The organism is Acinetobacter sp. Q186-3 (assembly GCF_013420655.1).
GTDB classification, from domain to species: domain Bacteria; phylum Pseudomonadota; class Gammaproteobacteria; order Pseudomonadales; family Moraxellaceae; genus Acinetobacter; species Acinetobacter indicus.
In genome coordinates, this window is record NZ_VOXS01000005.1 from 1 (window position 1) to 16,218 (window position 16,218).

The following is a 16,218-nucleotide window of genomic DNA, read 5'->3' on the forward strand; positions in this document are numbered from 1 at the left end:
GATCAAGCCTGTCAGCATTTAGTGACTAATGCTTTAGAAGATGCTTGGCGATCCAGAGGTAGACCTACAGGCGTAATATTTCATACCGATCAAGGCAGTCAGTATAAAAGTTATCTGTTCAGATATAAGCTTCAGCAATATGCAATGGTGCAGAGTATGAGCCGCAGAGGGAATTGTTGGGATAATGCACCTACAGAGAGACTCTTTAGAAGTCTTAAAACGGAATGGATCCCAAAACTTGGTTACCATTCCATTCAAGAAGCCAAAGCAGACATTGGTTTTTATTTAATGCAGTACTACAACCGCATCCGACCACATCATTTTAATCAAGGGGTCAGCCCTTATGAGGCTGAACAAAAACTTAAAACTGTGTCCAATATTTGTTGACCACTACAGGCCATTACTCCATTGACTCTGATCATATTTTCTTTTTTTGGGATTTCTAATAAAAGGTGAGGATATTCTAAAGTACCTGTTATATGTAATGTTCCCTGTTTCAACATTTATGCTGATTATTCTGTATTTTGTAAGAGTGAGTTTACAGCACGTCCGTTCTGTACAATCTCAAATGATGCAGCTTGAACTACGAATGACACTTTGTCAGTTTATTCATAACTATGCTGAAGATTCAGAAAAACTACATAAGAAAAATGCAGCAGGCTTTGAGAAATTTGAAAATATTATCTTTTCACCCCTTGTATCATCAGATGACAAAATCCCAACCACATTTGATGGTATGGAACAACTTGCTAAATTAGTGAGTGAATTTAGGAAGTAAACGCACCAATAAAACTCATAATTGGCATAAAAAATGCTTACTTTTGATGCGTAAATTTACAGATGTTTTGCTTTGAAATTGAAAAACATAAGCCAAAGCAAAACATCTTCGTGACAAAAGGAACAGCATGAACATCTACACTCAACGAATAGAACACATTTCAGAGGGAAGCACTTTTGAAACCGTCGAACTCAGTTTTGACACCCGCCAAAAGAGCCGATTTCGTGCAACATTAAAATCAGGCGCCGATATTGGTGCAGACCTGCCGCGTACCGGCATTTTGCGTAGCGGCTCATTTATTGCCACTGAACAAGGGGATGTACTCCGGGTCGATGCAAAACCTGAACACCTGATGCAAGTGGTCGCCCAAACCGATTTTGATTTATTGAAAGCGGCGTATCACCTCGGCAACCGCCATGTACCGCTGATGCTCACGCCAACTGCACTGTATTTTGAACCAGATCATGTGCTGGCTGAAATGGTCATTGGACTGGGTCTGACTGTGAGTGAAGTCGAGCATCCCTTTGAACCAGAAAGCGGGGCATACGCACAGCACAGTCATGATCATCGTTTAAGCCCGATCAAGGCTATTCACGCCCATGCCCATCACTAATGCAGCGCAACTGCTCAAACTGCTAACCCTGTCCTCGACAGCGTTACCGGTCGGAGCGTATTGCTATTCGCAAGGGGTAGAAAGTGCGATTGATCAGGGCCTGATTCAAGATGAAAGCAGTAGCATCGCCTACTTTGAAGAAGTCTTGGAGATGCTACTGGTACGTTTTGAACTACCGGTCTTAAAACGGCTGATGCAATTTTATGATGATGACACACAGTTTGATCATTGGGCGCAGATTTATCGTGCCAGTCGGGAAAGCCGTGAACTTTTAGCAGAATCACAGCAGCTGGCATTTTCTCTTAATGCATGGATTAAAGATGTGCTGAAAATGCCGGTGACGGTGAAAAAACAGCTAGGTTTTGTGCCGGTTTATGCCCAGCTCTGCGGCCAGTTGGGTCTCAATGACGCAGATGTATTAACCGCTTATACCTTTACTGTGCTGGAAAATCAGGTGCTGGCGGCTGTGAAAACTGTCCCGCTGGGGCAGATGAGTGGGCAACGGATTTTATGGTATTTACATGAGCAGGTTCCGGCAGCCATCGAAAAAGCCTTAACGCTGGAAGATGAGCAGCTCAGTAGCGCCTTACCCAATTACGCCATGCTGAGTATGGCGCATGAAACTCAGTATTCACGCTTATTTCGTTCTTAAAGTCTTCCTTTTTAAAGGGAGATTGAGAGGGCTCAAAAATTTAATCAATATTCTCTCTCCCTTTGGGAGAGGGAAATCACCTCACCTTAGCGCAGTATGACTGCTTATCTCCTAAGAGGAGAGGGACAAGAAAAGGAAAATCAACATGACAGAACGTTCTCCATTACGTGTCGGCATCGGTGGTCCAGTCGGTTCAGGTAAAACTGCACTTACTCTCAATTTATGTCAGGCCTTGCGCCAGCGCTATAACATGGCGGTGGTCACCAATGACATTTATACCAAGGAAGACTCCAACTTTCTTACCCGCAACGAAGCCATGAGCCCAGACCGGATTGTCGGTGTCGAAACAGGTGGCTGTCCGCACACTGCCATCCGTGAAGATGCTTCGATTAACCTGGCAGCGATTGACGACTTGTGTGAAAAGTTCGATGGCTTGGAATTGATCATTATTGAAAGTGGTGGCGATAACTTGGCGGCAACCTTTAGTCCGGAATTATCCGATCTGACTTTATATGTGATTGATGTGGCCGGTGGTGAAAAAATTCCACGTAAAGGTGGGCCGGGCATTACCAAATCTGATTTGCTGATTATTAACAAAACCGATTTAGCCCCGATGGTCGGCGCCAGTCTGGAAGTAATGGATCAGGATGCCAAGCGCATGCGTGGTGATAAACCATTTTTATTTTCCAATATGAAAACCAAAGATGGTTTGGAGCAGATTATTGAGTTTATTGAAAAACAGGGCCTGTTTAAAAACTAAATAGCCTAAGCAATATCTCTATTTTTCCCTGATTCTAAAAAGATGGCTATGGCTGTCTTTTTTCTTGTGAGCATTTAACATTTGCACTGCTTGAATATCGAGTCAAAAGCTCATCTTTCTGAACCAATTTTGATCTCCACTTGCAAATAGTAGATCAGGCAGGGCAGATAAAACCTTAACTCGGCAGAAACTCGGCCAGTCTTTTCTTTTATCCACCAGAAAAATAGCCTAGATATGGATGAAATATGAACTTGCACATACAGGAACGCAACAAAAAATTGCCAGTAAATTCATGCTGATTGCTGAAAATGCAGCCATCTGAACAGGGGATAAATTGCATGAAAAAGCTGGTTTTTGTGTCGCTGGTGGCGGTGGCGCTTACCGGGTGTGTGGTCACGCCGTATGAGAATGGTCCACGACATAGTGTCTATACCGGATATGATCGAGGCTATTCAAACTATCCATATACCGTGTCGCGTTGGGAAAATGAACGCCGTCCGGTGTATATTCAGCAGCGTCCATCGGTTAAGCCAGTGAATCGTCCACATGCTCAACGTCCGCATGGGCAAAAACCGGGTCAGGCCAACCGTCCTGCACATAAACCGACACAGAGTAAACCTGCACAAAGCAAACCAGTAAAGCCAAATCGTCCGGTGGCCAACAAGCCGCCAGCGAAAAAACCACAGGCGAGTAATCCAGCTAAGGCCAAACCCGTCACGGCTTTGCCGCCGACTTCTGGGGTGCAGCGTCCATTACGACCGGGCGTATAAATCAAAAAGGATTCCATCTGGAATCCTTTTTTTATAACCGTTCAATCAAACGTTAAAGTGATTTCTGATACAGTCCGGCGCGGACTGTACCGGCTTTGGTTTCCTTGATTTGCTGCCAGGAGGCCGGCAGTTTTAGCTGGTTTAGATCACGGTCGGCCTCGACATAAATCAAGCCTTTATCCTGAATTAATGGATCAGCCAATTGTGCCAGCTGTTCCCATAAATCCAGGTTATAAGGCGGATCAAGAAACACCAGATCATAGCTGTCTTTCAGGCTGGCCAGCGCCTGCTGTGCAGTACTGATTTTTAACTGGGCGCGGGCTTTGGTGACTTTTAACAGTTCTAGGTTCTGGGTCAGGAACTGGGCTTGAGTGGGGTCCGGTTCAATCATGGTGACCTGTGCAGCACCACGTGATAGCGCTTCAAAGGAAAGCGCCCCCGAGCCGGCACACAGGTCCAGCACTTTGGCATTTTGCACATCCCACATCAGCCAGTTAAACAGGGTTTCACGCACCCGGTCCGGCGTCGGGCGTAAACCGTCAATACTGGCAAAGGCCAACTGGCGACGTTTCCAGTCTCCACCAATAATTCGTAGCTGGTTTTTCATGGTTTAGTCACTCTCTATTGTGGCAGATGGGGCAGCGGCCGGTGTTGCTGGCGCAGATGCAGCAGTATCCTGAGCCGGAGTGGTGGTGCTACGAGCACCTTCGGCACTTGGCAGTTCACTTGGCTTTAAACCGGCGGTCATCAGGCCACCACTAATTTGGGCCGCAGATGGGCGAATCGGATTCTTGTCTTTGTTGAGTAGCCAGTAATCCAGAATTGGACGGGCCAGGGCAGTGGCAGCACTCCCACCACGGCCATTTTCCAGAATCACCGCAATGGCAATTTCAGGTTTTTCTGCCGGAGCGAAGCCGACAAATAAACCGTGGTCAAGCTGACGGTCGGTGAGCAGCGCTTCATTATAGCGTTTGCCCTGCGCAATACTTTTGACCTGCGCGGTCCCGGTTTTTCCGGCAATTGAATATTGCAGGCCGCCTTTAATGCCTTTACCGGTGCCTGATTGAATGACATCCACCATGGCATCGCGCATTTTAATCCAGTCTTCGTCGGTCCCGTTAAATTCAATGCGGCCATTGGTACCATTATGCACCTTAAATGGACGCGCACCGCGGCTTTCACGCAGCACGTGTGGCGTGACTTTAAAGCCCTGGTTGGCGGTAATGGCAGTGGCCATGGCCAGTTGTAATGGCGTCGCGGTAAAGGCGCCCTGACCAATACTGACCGAAATGGTCTCACCGCGCATCCATTTGGCATTGCGGGTACGCATCTTCCATTCCGGACTTGGATATAGGCCGGTGCTTTCACTTGGTAAATCGACACCAGTGCGCTCACTAAAACCAAACTGGCGCATCCAGTCATTCATCTTTTCAATGCCCATCCGGTAGGATAGTACATAGAAATAGGTATCACAGGACACCACCTGAGCAGTGTGCATATTGACAATGCCATGCCCCGATTTTTTATGGTCACGGAAACGGTGGCTATCGCCCGGTAAGGTGAAATAGCCATAATCCTGAATCGCAGTGCTCCAGTCGACCAGACCATAATGAATCCCGCCTAAACCAAACATTGGCTTAATGGTCGAGCCGGGCGGATACACCCCTTGCACGGCACGGTTATACAGCGGCTGGTCAATATTGTCACGCAGGGCGGCATAGTTGGTATGGCTGATGCCGGTGACAAAGAGGTTCGGGTTAAAGCTGGGGCTCGACACCAGCGCCAGAATTTCCCCGGTACGTGGATCAAGCGCGACAATCGCACCACGGCGGCCAGCCAGCTGTTCAGAGGCCACCACTTGCAGGCCATAATCTAAGGACAGGTATAGATCATTACCGCGAACCGGATCTTTACGGCCCAAATGACGCAGTACATTACCGTGTGCATCGGCCTCGACCGATTCATTACCCGGTACGCCGTGCAGTAAATGCTCATATGATTTTTCTACGCCAATTTTACCAATCAGGTTGGTGCCGGCGTAGGCATCTTTATCAATCTCTTTCAGCTCTTTGTCATTGATCCGGCCCACATAACCAATCACATGCGCAAACAGCTCACCATGTGGATAGTAACGGGTCATCTGGGTTTCAATATTCACCCCGGGAAACTGGAATTTTACTTCACTGAAACGGGCAATATCGGTTTCGTTCAGATTCAGTTTAATGGAGACCCGTTCAGTTTTACGCGCGGTTTTAATCCGGCTCTGGAAGCGTTCAATATCTTCTTCAGTCAGTTCCAGAATCGGGGTCAGCCGTTCGATGGTGGCATCAATATCTTCGACATCGGCCCGGCTTAAGGTCGCGGTAAAGACCGGATAGTTATCGGCCAGCAACACCCCATTACGGTCATAGATATAACCGCGTGCGGGCGCTAAGGGTTGCAGGCGAATCCGGTTTTTGTCAGATGCGGTGGCAAACTCATCAAAGCTACTGATTTGCAGATAGGCATAACGCACCACCAGCAGCAGCAAAAAGAAACTGACCAGCCCGATAGAGATGAACACCCGATTGCGAAAAATGCGCTTTTCTTGCTGAACGTTTTTTAAAGGAAAGTGCTGTTTCATATGCAATCGGCTTAAACAGATCAAGGAGATGAGAATAGGGCTGTTATTCTAGCCGATAACACAGCGTTTTGCGTATGCCTGCATGACCGATTCGGCACAAATAATGTGATTTAGGTTTTTGACTTTTGCGACAATAAAAAGATCGGCTGCTGTATATAAGAATCCGGGTAAATCTGCTACAGTCAAAAAAATAAAACAGGATTGTTTTACAATTAGAATTAAGGAACTTGGTGAAAATAATGAAAAAAGTATATTCCTTAGTGGCATGTATTGCACTGTGCAATGTGGCCTATGCCGAAGAATCTTCTTTTTTCCCACAGGCAAAATTGACCGGGGAAGATACAAAAACCTGGAATATCGGGGCAGGAATTACACAAAAATTACTTCATTTAAATGCAGAATGGGTCAATCCCTACGGCATTGCCTATGCCAAAGCCGGGGCATTTTTAAATGGGGATCATGAACCGGGTGGACAAATTGGCTTTCGCTTGCCATATCATTTCACCGGTAAAGATAAAAATGGTTATTATATCGGAGCTTATGCGGGTCATCTTGAATCCAAAGTGGTCGACCAGAAAGAGAAAGCACGTCTGGGCGCTGGTGTAGATCTTGCTTATGTCTTGCTGAGCCGTGAACGGATCAGTACCTTTAGTGTGGGGATTGGTGCAGGTGAAAAACTGGAAGATCGGGCCGGTCGGGTGATTGCAGAAACCGAGCCAAAACTACAATTTTCCTATACTTTAAGTGTGGGTTTATAGCCAGAATAGCGAGTTAAATGCTTTTAGAATCCGGTAATTAGAAATAAATATGGAAAATATGCATGCTTGAGTACATCAATCAGTTGTGGCAAACCTTTTTGAATCGCCCGGATTTTTGGGCTGTGCTCAGCATTATCCCTGTCACCGCTTTTGTGACCTGGGCCCACGTGTGGATGGCACTGAAAATGGTGTTCTATCCCATTAATTTCTGGGGCTTTCATTTGGGGCCATTGCCGGTGGGCTGGCAGGGGATTGTGCCGAGAAAGGCCGGGCGTATTTCAGGCATTATTACCGACAATACCTTGTCTAAACTGGGCTCATTGCGCGAATTTCTGGATGCCATGGACCCGGAAGATATGGCACGGATTATTGGCGAGCAGGTCGGTTTCGAGCTGGAGCATTTAATTGATGAGGTGATGATCGATCGCAATGCTGTGCTGTGGGAGAACCTGCCGTATTCAATTAAACGCCGCATTTATGCCCAGGCACATAAACAGCTGCCTGCGGTGCTACGTGAACTGGTCACTGAACTGACTTTGAATGTCGAGTCACTGGTGGATATGCGCGAAATGGTGGTACGCCAGATGGAAGGCGACCGCCGTTTAATGGTGCGCATGTTCCTGAAAGTGGGCCAGAAAGAAATTAACTTTATCTGGCATATCAGTGCGTTAATCGGGATGTTCTTTGGTATATTCCAGATGATTGTCTGGTTTATTGTGCCGTGGCACTGGACCGTACCATTCTGGGCCGCCATCTGGGGCTTTTTAACCAACTGGATTGCGATCTGGATGGTGTTCAACCCGATTGAACCGCATTATGTGAAGTATCCACAATTTTTTACGCGAACACAGAGTCGCAAATTTCCGTGGATTAAACCTGTTATTCCGCGCATTGGCACCTATAATGTTCAGGGTGCCTTTATGAAGCGCCAGGAAGAGGTGTCTGATGTATTTGCCAGTGTGGTCACCGAAGATTTAATTACTTTAAAATCCATTATGACCGAAATGATGTATGGCAGTAAAAAAGACAAGACCCGTCGGATTGTTAAACGCCATATTAATGAAATTATGGAAACCCCACTGGTCAGAACCTCTTTACAATTGTCTTTAGGGCCAAAAGAATACGCAAAACTCAAGACAGACTTGATCGATCGCTCAATTGAAATTACGATGGTGCCTGTATGCGACCCAGCCTTTAATGCGAGCCGTGCACAGAAAATCTATCAAATGTTTAGAGAACGTATTCTTGAACTTACACCAAGAGAGTTTCAAAATTTATTGCGTCCTGCCTTTCAGGAAGATGAATGGATCTTGATTGTATTGGGAGGGGTAACCGGTTTTATTGCTGGTTTAATACATTTGTTTGTCGCTTTCTTATAATTGGATGCTGGACAGCATGTCGAACCTGAGTTCGTCATGAACAAAGTGTCATGTACATTGTTAAAAATGAGGATGTTTTTTTATGCGCATTATCTTACTCGGACCACCTGGAGCAGGTAAAGGTACACAAGCTCAGTTGATCTGTAAGCGCTACAATATCCCACAAATTTCAACCGGTGATATGCTCCGTGCTGCGATTCGTGAAGGTACTGAATTAGGTCTACAGGCTAAAAACGTAATGGAAAGCGGTGGTCTGGTTTCAGATGAATTGATCATCGGTTTAGTGAAAGAGCGTATTGCTCAACCTGATTGTGCCAATGGCTGCATTTTTGATGGTTTCCCGCGTACTATTCCACAAGCGGAAGCGCTGGAAAAAGAAGGTATCAACATTGATCACGTGATTGAAATTGATGTACCGGACGAAGAAATCGTACAGCGTCTGTCTGGTCGCCGTCAGCACCCGGCTTCTGGTCGTGTTTATCACATCGTTTACAATCCGCCAAAAGTGGAAGGTAAAGATGATGAAACGGGTGAAGATCTGGTACAACGTCCAGATGACCAGGAAGAAACCATTCGTAAGCGTTTAGCGTCTTACCACACTGAAACTGAGCAGCTGGTTGGTTTCTACCAAGGCCGCGCAGCGACAGGTGAAAATGCACCGACGTATGACAAACTTAACGGTCTACGTCCAATTGAAGATGTACAAGCGGATCTGTTCGCAATTTTAGATCAGGCAAAATAATCACCCGCTGATTGTTTTGACTTTAAGGGAGTCCTCGGTCATAGTAGGGCTCCTTTTTTATTTGCGTGCGTATAAGGAAACTGCCTCGGTGAAAATTGGTGTGTTAATTTTAATGGTGCTGTTCCTGGCCATGTTGGTGGGTCTGTTTTATATCAGCTATAAAATGCTGCTAAAAGTGCGTCAGGAAGAACGTGCTGAAAATGCCAACCAGCCACAGCAACGTCAATTGCATCCTAAATTGCAGGCGCAATTAGAGCAGCAGAAAAAAGCGCAAGATAAAGACGCACAAGACTAAGCGGCTTTTGGTCGCCCGGCTTAGGTCAGCATTATTGAATGATCTACCTCGAATATGCAGCGCAGGTCATCTTCAAGTATAAAAAAAGCTGAATTCAGGATTCAGCTTCAATATTTTTGACTGCAATCTGGCGCGCAGCTCCAAACTCAAACCGGTCTGGCCAGTTACAGACATCGGCCACTACACATTCATAGCATTTAGGCTTGCGGGCAATACAGCAATAGCGGCCATGCAGAATTAGCCAGTGATGTGCATCAACGATAAATTCTTTCGGAATCACTTTCACCAGACGGTGCTCCACTTCCAGCACATTTTTACCCACGGCTAAACCGGTCCGGTTGCCGACACGGAAAATATGCGTGTCGACTGCCATGGTCGGTTGACCAAACGCTGTGTTCAGCACCACATTGGCTGTTTTACGCCCCACACCTGGCAAGGCCTCCAGATCGGCCCGATTTTCCGGTACCTGGCTGTTGTGCTTTTCAATCAGGATTTTACAGGCCTTAATCACATTTTCCGCTTTGGAGTTATACAGGCCAATGGTCTTGATATAGTCCTTTAGCCCCTCAACCCCCAGTGCATAAATCGCTTCCGGAGTATTCGCTACCGGAAATAATTTGTCTGTGGCTTTGTTCACGCTAACATCGGTGGCCTGCGCCGATAAGGTCACTGCCACCAGCAATTCAAACGGTGAGGAGAAATTCAGTTCGGTGGTTGGATGCGGCCGCTGTTCACGCAAGCGCTCAAAAAAGGTATAGACTTGCTTTCGGGTCAAGTTTTTTACCGGTTTGACTGCGCTGCTCATGAATTAGGCCTCTCCCTGTAAGTGCTGTAATTGTTGCTGAAGCTGCACCAGTTGCGCGCGCTTGTTGGCATCTTCACGCACACTCAGCTGTTTTTCTAATTTTTTGATCTGGGTTCTGAGCTTGGCCAGCTCAATGGTGGTTTTGGCATCGTGGGTGACAGCCGGATGATCGGCTTTTTCAACCATCTGGATTTCCGGTACGGCATCGGTCTGCTGCGAGAACTGGGCAAACAGCGCGGTATCAATTTCAGCACGCACTACCGGCCCTTTGCGGTGCAGGCGGCGCAGTTCTTCACGCTGAATGTGCGCATAATAACGCTGGCGTAAATCATTCTGCTCGCTCATCCGCTCCGCGTCTGTGGGTACGGGTTTGACATCTTCGACCAGATCAATACAGTCCACCGGGCAGGGTGGAATACACAGTTCACAGCCGGTACACAGGTCGGTCAGAATGCTGTGCATCAGTTTGCCGGAACCTAAAATGGCATCGACCGGGCAGGCATTAATACATTTGGTACAGCCAATACATTCATCTTCACGAATCACCGCTTTCATACGCTGCGGACGGCCATCGGACTGAATGGGCCAGACACTGGCTTCGGCGGTTAAGCGTTCTCTGCCCAGCAGTTTGGCCAGCGCATCGGCAACCGGTTGACCGCCCGGTACACATTTATTGGCGGCTTCACCTTCGGCAATCGACTTTGCATAGGGTAAACATCCATCCCGATGTCCACATAAACCGCATTGGGTTTGAGGAAGCAGGGCATCAATATTCTGGATGAGAGCAATTTGCGAATTCATGTAAAAACCACGGCTGCGAAGGGCGCAGAGAAAGCGAACAATAAACCTGAGCCGCAGATTCTAGCATGTTTTCAAGCATTAAGCTTGTGTACAAAGTTGGACCATAATCTGCTTTATTTTTGGGCAAAATGGTCAATTTTAAATACATATTTGCTTACAAAAAATGGAATAATTTTTCAATTTTGATCAATCTAATTTATTGAAAATATGGATTAAATAAAGTTTTTTGAAAAAAACTATTGTAGATTGTTAACAAAAGATATTTAATATTTTGCGCCAAAATAAATCATTGATTGAAATTTTGCCCAATTTTGATCCAACATTCTGCTGAGGATTAAGCGTTGAAATATAACAGCCTTAACGATTTCCTAGATTACGTTAAAACACGTGATGCCTATCAACCAGAGTTTCTACAAGCAGTAGAAGAGGTGATGACCAGCCTGTGGCCATTCATTGAAAAGAATCCTCAATACGCTGCACATGGTCTGTTAGAGCGTTTAGTCGAGCCAGAACGTGCGATCCAGTTCCGCGTTTCCTGGGTAGATGATCAGGGTCAAACTCATGTGAACCGTGCGTTCCGTGTTCAATACAACTCGGCAATTGGTCCATACAAAGGTGGTATGCGTTTTCACCCGTCAGTGAACTTGTCTATCCTGAAATTCTTAGGTTTTGAACAGACTTTCAAAAATGCCTTAACTACTTTGCCAATGGGCGGCGGTAAAGGCGGTTCAGACTTTGACCCTAAAGGTAAATCTGAAGGCGAAATCATGCGTTTCTGCCAGGCGTTAATGATCGAGCTTTATCGTCATTTAGGTTCAGACACAGATATCCCGGCGGGTGATATTGGTGTAGGTGGCCGTGAAGTTGGCTATATGGCCGGTATGATGAAAAAGCTGAGCAATGACACTTCATGTGTGTTCACGGGCAAAGGCTTAACATTTGGTGGTTCTTTGGCACGTCCAGAAGCAACAGGTTACGGTACAGTTTATTTCGCTGAGGAAATGCTGAAAACTCGTGGCGACAGCTTCAAAGACAAAGTCGTAGCAATCTCTGGTTCAGGTAACGTCGCGCAATACGCTGCTGAAAAAGCCATGTTCCTGGGCGCGAAAGTGGTTTCACTGTCTGACTCTAACGGTACTGTGTATGTAAAAGATGGTTTCACAGACGAATTGCTGAAAGAAGTGATGGATCTGAAAAACATCAAACGTGGCCGTATCTCTGAATTTGCGTCTAAACACGGTTTTGAATACTTGGAAGGCAAACGTCCTTGGGGTATCAAGTGTGACATCGCGCTGCCATGTGCAACTCAAAACGAGTTAAACGGTGAAGATGCTGAGGTATTACTGGCTAACGGTGCAATCTGTGTGGCTGAAGGTGCCAACATGCCGTCTACTTTAGACGCAGTTGAGAAATTCGTTGAGGCGAAAATTCTGTATGCACCAGGTAAAGCATCAAATGCTGGTGGTGTAGCGACTTCTGGTCTGGAAATGTCTCAAAACGCATTACGTTTGGGCTGGACGTTTGAAGAAGTAGATGAGCGTTTACACGCAATCATGAAAGAAATTCACCGCAACTGCGTGAAATACGGTACTCAGGAAGATGGTACTGTTAACTACGTAGACGGCGCGAACATTGCAGGCTTCGTAAAAGTTGCTGATGCAATGCTGGCTCAAGGCGTATACTAAGTTTTAACTGCGTATAAGCTGAAAAAACCGAGGCACTGACCTCGGTTTTTTTATGGGTTATTTTTTAAAGATCTGCTGTTAATTGATCCGGCCAGTTTCAACCGTCATATCGTGTACATAGGCATATTTGGATTGATCAGCCGCCGGGTTTTTCAGTTCATAACGCTTGACCCGAATAATCTGGCGTTCATTCGGATTGTGCTGAAAGCCTTCAATTTGGTCATAGAATAAAGTCCAGTCCTGATCAACCTGGGTTTTCAGACCCTGTTCATTGTATTTGACTTCGCGTACCTGCAAGCAGGTTTGTGGAGCAACGCCGGTACAGGCTTTGGTTTCCGGGGAAATTTCCAGGAAGATGGTTTCACCGGCCGACTGGTATTTGGTTTCCGGCGTCATTTTGCCCTGAAAAGTATGTTGCTGGCCATCTGCAGCGGTCAAGATCAAGCTCGGTTGCTGTGTATCTTTCATGTCCAGCTGCACGCTGACAGGTTTCTGGAACAGGGCAGCGGCAAAACGTTCCTGCTGCATGGCGCTGGCTTCACAGGCCATTTCGGTACTGATTAACATACCGACCTGCAACTGGTTGTTGTTAATCTGCCAGTTACCGCCCATCTGGTTACAGCTGGTGCCAATACTTAAACGGCCATTGTCATTAAAATTCAGGGTCAAGGGTTTGGCTGTGCCGGTATCTAAAGACCATTGGTAAGCGCTGACAATCTTATCGGCATTTTGTTGTTGTAATACAGACACTGCAAGATCTCCCGCACGTTGCAGATCACTACTCTGGCAAGCGGCCAAGCTTAAAGGGAAAAGTAAAATGGCTAAATATTTGAGTTTCATTTTATAAATAAAGCACTTATCGGAAATTCATCAGAATATAACCGATTTGCTATTTAAAAAAATGGATACATTTGCCCTTTTCCGGTTGCAAAATGTATCCATAAATAATTTTTTGTTAATAAATAAGAAAAAATTATGTTTGGTCGCGCTAGATTTTAGTCAAAGCGGTAAATATCCATACCCAGTGCGCCCATGGTAAAGCTGCTATGCACAATACTAAAACGATGCCCGGTGCCCATGCTAAAAAATAGGGGGGCCAGATGTTCGATGGTTGGATGGTTGCGATGCACATAAGGAATAGTCGGCCAGTCCAGTACCGCATCATAGTCCTGATGCGCCAGTTTGCTGACCACATAATTACGGAAAGTCGAAGCCCATTCTGGCACCACGCTGTGCTGGTTGTCCCAAGATAACTCTCTTAAATTATGGGTAATACTGCCTGAACCAATCAGCAGAATTTGGCGTTCTCGTAACACTGCCAAAGTCTGGCCAATCTTGTACAGATCTGCAGCCTGCAGATGCATCGGCAACGACACTTCAATTACCGGAATATCCGCTTCAGGATACATATGCAGCAAAGGCATCCATACCCCATGATCGCGCGGGCGGGTGCTGTTGGCATGCGCATTAAAACCGGCATTGGCCAGTAGCTGTAATACTTCTTCGGCCAGCTCAGGTTGTCCCGGTGCCGGATAGCGAATCTGGTACAGCTCTTCCGGGAAGCCGCGGAAATCATGCCAGGTTTCTGGACGAATACCGGTGTTGACTTCAAGACTGCGACTTTCCCAATGCGCCGACATCACCACAATCGCCTGCGGTTTGGGCAGGTTGGTGCTTAAACGGGCAAGCGCCGGCCCGACCTGTTCAGGATTGAGCGCGAGCATAGGCGAACCATGCGATATAAATAAGCCGGGAAGGGTCTGTAAATTCATAATGAAAGCCTATGTCACGATTCTGATCCTATCATGTCAAAGCGACATGCTTTATTAAACCGGGTCGGGTTCAACAGAATGTTCTAAATACGAAACAATGGGTAGGGTTTTCTTAACCCGCCCGATGATAAGGATGATTATGGTTAATGCTCATGGCCCGGTACAGCTGTTCAATCAGCATCACTCGCACCAGTGGATGCGGCAGGGTCAGTTTAGATAAAGACCAGTGCCATGCTGCAGCTTTGCGCACCGCTTCAGAATGACCATCCGGGCCGCCAATCGCCAAGGCAATATCATTGCCTTCCAGCATCCAGCCTTTCATGGTTTCAGCCAGTTTTTCGGTGCTGAATTCACGCCCACCCACTTCTAGTGCAATCAGGGTTTCATTGGCTTTCAGGGCATTTAAGATGCTGTCACCTTCAATCTGCCGGTATTTTAAAATATCGGCTTCTGAATCATTTTTGCCGCGTTTGGCCATCGGCAATTCAATAATCTGGGTTTGTACAAAAGGCTGTATACGTTTGAAATAATCTTCAAAACCAGTCAGTACCCAAGCCGGCATTTTTTGACCAATGGTCAGAATACGAATTTTCATAATAAAACAGGCAGGAAAATGAAAAGTAATTATAACCTTGAAAGCCGTTTGTGCAGGAGAAAAGACACAATTTGAAATTGTAATCTGTATGCTGCTGTTGCTTTAATGAGCCACAGGACAATAAAACCTGCTTTTGTATGGAACAATAATAAATGTGGTTATTTCAACAGATTAAAAACGGTTTAGGGATATTGGGTTGTACTTTGCTGCTGGGCTGGATGCAGCCGCTATCCGCCGCCATTTCATTATATGAACCGGCCGATCCACAAAACTTGAAAGTCTATTTGCAGCAGATTATCGGGCCGCCGGGCGTGTACCGTAATCATAAAAATATTGAAGAATTGAACCGGGTTTCGGCCTGGATTAAAGAGCAGATGCGTTTATTCAGCATTCCATGCCAGTACCAGACTTATCCGGTGAATGGAAAAAGTTATCGCAATGTGGTCTGTCATTTAAAGGTTGGCCGTTCAGATCGGGTGATTTTAGGTACGCATTATGATGTGCATGGCAACCAGAAGGGCGCTGATGACAATGCTTCCGGTGTGGCCGGATTAATTGAAATAGCGCGTATTTTAAGCCAGGAAAAAACCAAGCTACCGCATAATGTCGAGTTTGTTTTTTATACCCTGCAAGAAGCACCGTATTATCAGACCGAGTTTATGGGCAGTCAGGTACATGCCAAATCTATTCTGGCCGAAAAAGAGCATATTCAGGCAGTCTATGTGCTGGAAATGATTGGCTACTATGATTCGCGTTTAATCCAGCAGTATCCGATGGGGTTAAAATGGATTTATCCAAGTCATGGCAATTATATTGCCGCGATCAGTAATTTTCAGTCCAATGCGCTGGGTGAGCAATACTGTCAGCAGATGCGCCTGTTAGATAAATTGCAGTGTGAACGGCTGGTGATGCCGGCGTTTGTCAGTGCAGCCGGGTTTTCGGATCATCGCAGTTATTGGCAGCATGATATTCCGGCGCTACTGATTACCGATACTTCGCATTATCGTAATCCGAATTATCATACCGAAAAGGATACGCTGGATACTTTAAATGTCACCAAAATGGGCCAGGTGATTGATGGGCTGATTCATCAACTGCTCGGGGCGACGCTATAAGCGGCCATAAAAAACGCAGCCCTGAAATAGAGTAGGACTGCGGTCAAACAGGCCATTCATCTGGAGTTTGAATGG

19 protein-coding genes are annotated in these 16,218 nt (G+C 46.2%); 12 read left to right on the forward strand and 7 right to left on the reverse strand.

What is annotated here, in order from left to right; translation table 11 throughout:
* The 6 genes from FTT64_RS05790 to FTT64_RS05815 all read left to right on the forward strand — a co-directional run.
* The coding region (locus tag FTT64_RS05790) for a DDE-type integrase/transposase/recombinase (protein WP_180185145.1) at window positions 1-387 on the forward strand (387 nt) is incomplete at its 5' end.
* A 181-nt stretch (window positions 388-568) separates the two neighbouring features.
* On the forward strand, window positions 569-778 hold the full coding sequence (locus tag FTT64_RS05795) for a hypothetical protein (RefSeq protein WP_104499707.1): 210 nt from the start codon (window positions 569-571) through the stop codon (window positions 776-778).
* A gap of 127 nt (window positions 779-905) precedes the next feature.
* Window positions 906-1,391, forward strand: a complete 486-nt coding sequence (ureE, locus tag FTT64_RS05800) for an urease accessory protein UreE (protein ID WP_104487343.1) — start codon at window positions 906-908, stop codon at window positions 1,389-1,391.
* Window positions 1,378-2,043, forward strand: coding sequence for an urease accessory protein UreF (locus FTT64_RS05805; protein WP_005179301.1), 666 nt, complete (start codon window positions 1,378-1,380; stop codon window positions 2,041-2,043). Before ureE ends, FTT64_RS05805 begins: the two co-directional genes overlap by 14 nt.
* Window positions 2,044-2,188: 145 nt before the next feature.
* Window positions 2,189-2,803 carry an urease accessory protein UreG gene (gene ureG / locus FTT64_RS05810; RefSeq protein ID WP_005179298.1) on the forward strand — a complete coding sequence of 205 codons (615 nt, stop codon included), beginning with the start codon at window positions 2,189-2,191 and terminating at the stop codon, window positions 2,801-2,803.
* A 338-nt stretch (window positions 2,804-3,141) separates the two neighbouring features.
* A complete protein-coding gene (locus FTT64_RS05815) occupies window positions 3,142-3,573 on the forward strand; it encodes a hypothetical protein (RefSeq protein ID WP_180182195.1) in 432 nt (143 codons plus the stop codon).
* A gap of 52 nt (window positions 3,574-3,625) precedes the next feature.
* On the opposite strand, the gene rsmD is transcribed toward FTT64_RS05815, so the two are convergent.
* Window positions 3,626-4,180, reverse strand: a complete 555-nt coding sequence (gene rsmD, locus FTT64_RS05820) for a 16S rRNA (guanine(966)-N(2))-methyltransferase RsmD (RefSeq protein WP_180182194.1) — start codon at window positions 4,178-4,180, stop codon at window positions 3,626-3,628.
* A gap of 3 nt (window positions 4,181-4,183) precedes the next feature.
* On the reverse strand, window positions 4,184-6,196 hold the full coding sequence (mrdA, locus tag FTT64_RS05825; RefSeq protein ID WP_104470010.1) for a penicillin-binding protein 2: 2,013 nt from the start codon (window positions 6,194-6,196) through the stop codon (window positions 4,184-4,186).
* Between the two features lie 239 nt (window positions 6,197-6,435).
* Here mrdA and FTT64_RS05830 point away from each other — a divergent pair, with 239 nt between their 5' ends.
* From FTT64_RS05830 to FTT64_RS05845, 4 genes are all read left to right on the forward strand, one after another.
* On the forward strand, window positions 6,436-6,954 hold the full coding sequence (locus tag FTT64_RS05830) for a hypothetical protein (RefSeq protein WP_104484164.1): 519 nt from the start codon (window positions 6,436-6,438) through the stop codon (window positions 6,952-6,954).
* Window positions 6,955-7,016: 62 nt separating this feature from the next.
* Window positions 7,017-8,333, forward strand: a complete 1,317-nt coding sequence (locus FTT64_RS05835) for a hypothetical protein (protein WP_005179289.1) — start codon at window positions 7,017-7,019, stop codon at window positions 8,331-8,333.
* A gap of 82 nt (window positions 8,334-8,415) precedes the next feature.
* Complete coding sequence (gene adk / locus FTT64_RS05840) at window positions 8,416-9,075, forward strand: adenylate kinase (RefSeq protein ID WP_005179287.1); 660 nt, start codon at window positions 8,416-8,418, stop codon at window positions 9,073-9,075.
* 88 nt (window positions 9,076-9,163) lie between these two features.
* Entirely contained in the window at window positions 9,164-9,370 is a 207-nt protein-coding gene (locus FTT64_RS05845) for a hypothetical protein (RefSeq protein WP_104487352.1), read from the forward strand.
* A 94-nt stretch (window positions 9,371-9,464) separates the two neighbouring features.
* Here FTT64_RS05845 and nth read toward each other — a convergent pair whose 3' ends face one another.
* Both nth and FTT64_RS05855 read right to left on the reverse strand, forming a co-directional pair.
* A complete protein-coding gene (nth, locus tag FTT64_RS05850) occupies window positions 9,465-10,175 on the reverse strand; it encodes an endonuclease III (protein WP_180046527.1) in 711 nt (236 codons plus the stop codon).
* Window positions 10,176-10,178: 3 nt separating this feature from the next.
* On the reverse strand, window positions 10,179-10,976 hold the full coding sequence (locus FTT64_RS05855; protein WP_168393738.1) for an RnfABCDGE type electron transport complex subunit B: 798 nt from the start codon (window positions 10,974-10,976) through the stop codon (window positions 10,179-10,181).
* A gap of 341 nt (window positions 10,977-11,317) precedes the next feature.
* On the opposite strand from FTT64_RS05855, the gene gdhA reads away from it, so the two are divergent.
* Window positions 11,318-12,661 carry an NADP-specific glutamate dehydrogenase gene (gene gdhA, locus FTT64_RS05860; RefSeq protein WP_016659259.1) on the forward strand — a complete coding sequence of 448 codons (1,344 nt, stop codon included), beginning with the start codon at window positions 11,318-11,320 and terminating at the stop codon, window positions 12,659-12,661.
* A 78-nt stretch (window positions 12,662-12,739) separates the two neighbouring features.
* Here the strand turns inward: gdhA and FTT64_RS05865 are convergent, their stop codons facing one another.
* The 3 genes from FTT64_RS05865 to rlmH all read right to left on the reverse strand — a co-directional run bounded on the left by FTT64_RS05865 (window position 12,740) and on the right by rlmH (window position 15,028).
* The gene (locus FTT64_RS05865; protein ID WP_180182193.1) at window positions 12,740-13,501 is read right to left on the reverse strand and encodes an META and DUF4377 domain-containing protein; all 762 of its coding nucleotides are present in this window, start codon (window positions 13,499-13,501) and stop codon (window positions 12,740-12,742) included.
* Between the two features lie 155 nt (window positions 13,502-13,656).
* On the reverse strand, window positions 13,657-14,433 hold the full coding sequence (locus FTT64_RS05870; protein WP_005179275.1) for a dioxygenase: 777 nt from the start codon (window positions 14,431-14,433) through the stop codon (window positions 13,657-13,659).
* 112 nt (window positions 14,434-14,545) lie between these two features.
* Window positions 14,546-15,028 (reverse strand): 23S rRNA (pseudouridine(1915)-N(3))-methyltransferase RlmH, encoded by a 483-nt coding sequence (gene rlmH, locus FTT64_RS05875; RefSeq protein ID WP_005179274.1) that lies wholly within the window; start codon window positions 15,026-15,028, stop codon window positions 14,546-14,548.
* Window positions 15,029-15,180: 152 nt separating this feature from the next.
* Between rlmH and FTT64_RS05880 the strand changes: the two genes are divergently transcribed.
* Window positions 15,181-16,143, forward strand: coding sequence for a M28 family peptidase (locus FTT64_RS05880; protein WP_180182192.1), 963 nt, complete (start codon window positions 15,181-15,183; stop codon window positions 16,141-16,143).
* Window positions 16,144-16,218 lie beyond the last annotated feature (75 nt).

What these genes read in the sequence shown, in the direction of transcription:
- FTT64_RS05795 (WP_104499707.1), top strand. Translation starts at nt 569, where the DNA reads ATGATGCAGCTTGAACTACGAATGACACTTTGTCAGTTTATTCATAAC.
- ureE (WP_104487343.1), top strand. Translation starts at nt 906, where the DNA reads ATGAACATCTACACTCAACGAATAGAACACATTTCAGAGGGAAGCACT.
- FTT64_RS05805 (WP_005179301.1), top strand. Translation starts at nt 1,378, where the DNA reads ATGCCCATCACTAATGCAGCGCAACTGCTCAAACTGCTAACCCTGTCC.
- ureG (WP_005179298.1), top strand. Translation starts at nt 2,189, where the DNA reads ATGACAGAACGTTCTCCATTACGTGTCGGCATCGGTGGTCCAGTCGGT.
- FTT64_RS05815 (WP_180182195.1), top strand. Translation starts at nt 3,142, where the DNA reads ATGAAAAAGCTGGTTTTTGTGTCGCTGGTGGCGGTGGCGCTTACCGGG.
- rsmD (WP_180182194.1), bottom strand. Translation starts at nt 4,180, where the DNA reads ATGAAAAACCAGCTACGAATTATTGGTGGAGACTGGAAACGTCGCCAG.
- mrdA (WP_104470010.1), bottom strand. Translation starts at nt 6,196, where the DNA reads ATGAAACAGCACTTTCCTTTAAAAAACGTTCAGCAAGAAAAGCGCATT.
- FTT64_RS05830 (WP_104484164.1), top strand. Translation starts at nt 6,436, where the DNA reads ATGAAAAAAGTATATTCCTTAGTGGCATGTATTGCACTGTGCAATGTG.
- FTT64_RS05835 (WP_005179289.1), top strand. Translation starts at nt 7,017, where the DNA reads ATGCTTGAGTACATCAATCAGTTGTGGCAAACCTTTTTGAATCGCCCG.
- adk (WP_005179287.1), top strand. Translation starts at nt 8,416, where the DNA reads ATGCGCATTATCTTACTCGGACCACCTGGAGCAGGTAAAGGTACACAA.
- nth (WP_180046527.1), bottom strand. Translation starts at nt 10,175, where the DNA reads ATGAGCAGCGCAGTCAAACCGGTAAAAAACTTGACCCGAAAGCAAGTC.
- FTT64_RS05855 (WP_168393738.1), bottom strand. Translation starts at nt 10,976, where the DNA reads ATGAATTCGCAAATTGCTCTCATCCAGAATATTGATGCCCTGCTTCCT.
- FTT64_RS05865 (WP_180182193.1), bottom strand. Translation starts at nt 13,501, where the DNA reads ATGAAACTCAAATATTTAGCCATTTTACTTTTCCCTTTAAGCTTGGCC.
- FTT64_RS05870 (WP_005179275.1), bottom strand. Translation starts at nt 14,433, where the DNA reads ATGAATTTACAGACCCTTCCCGGCTTATTTATATCGCATGGTTCGCCT.
- rlmH (WP_005179274.1), bottom strand. Translation starts at nt 15,028, where the DNA reads ATGAAAATTCGTATTCTGACCATTGGTCAAAAAATGCCGGCTTGGGTA.
- FTT64_RS05880 (WP_180182192.1), top strand. Translation starts at nt 15,181, where the DNA reads ATGTGGTTATTTCAACAGATTAAAAACGGTTTAGGGATATTGGGTTGT.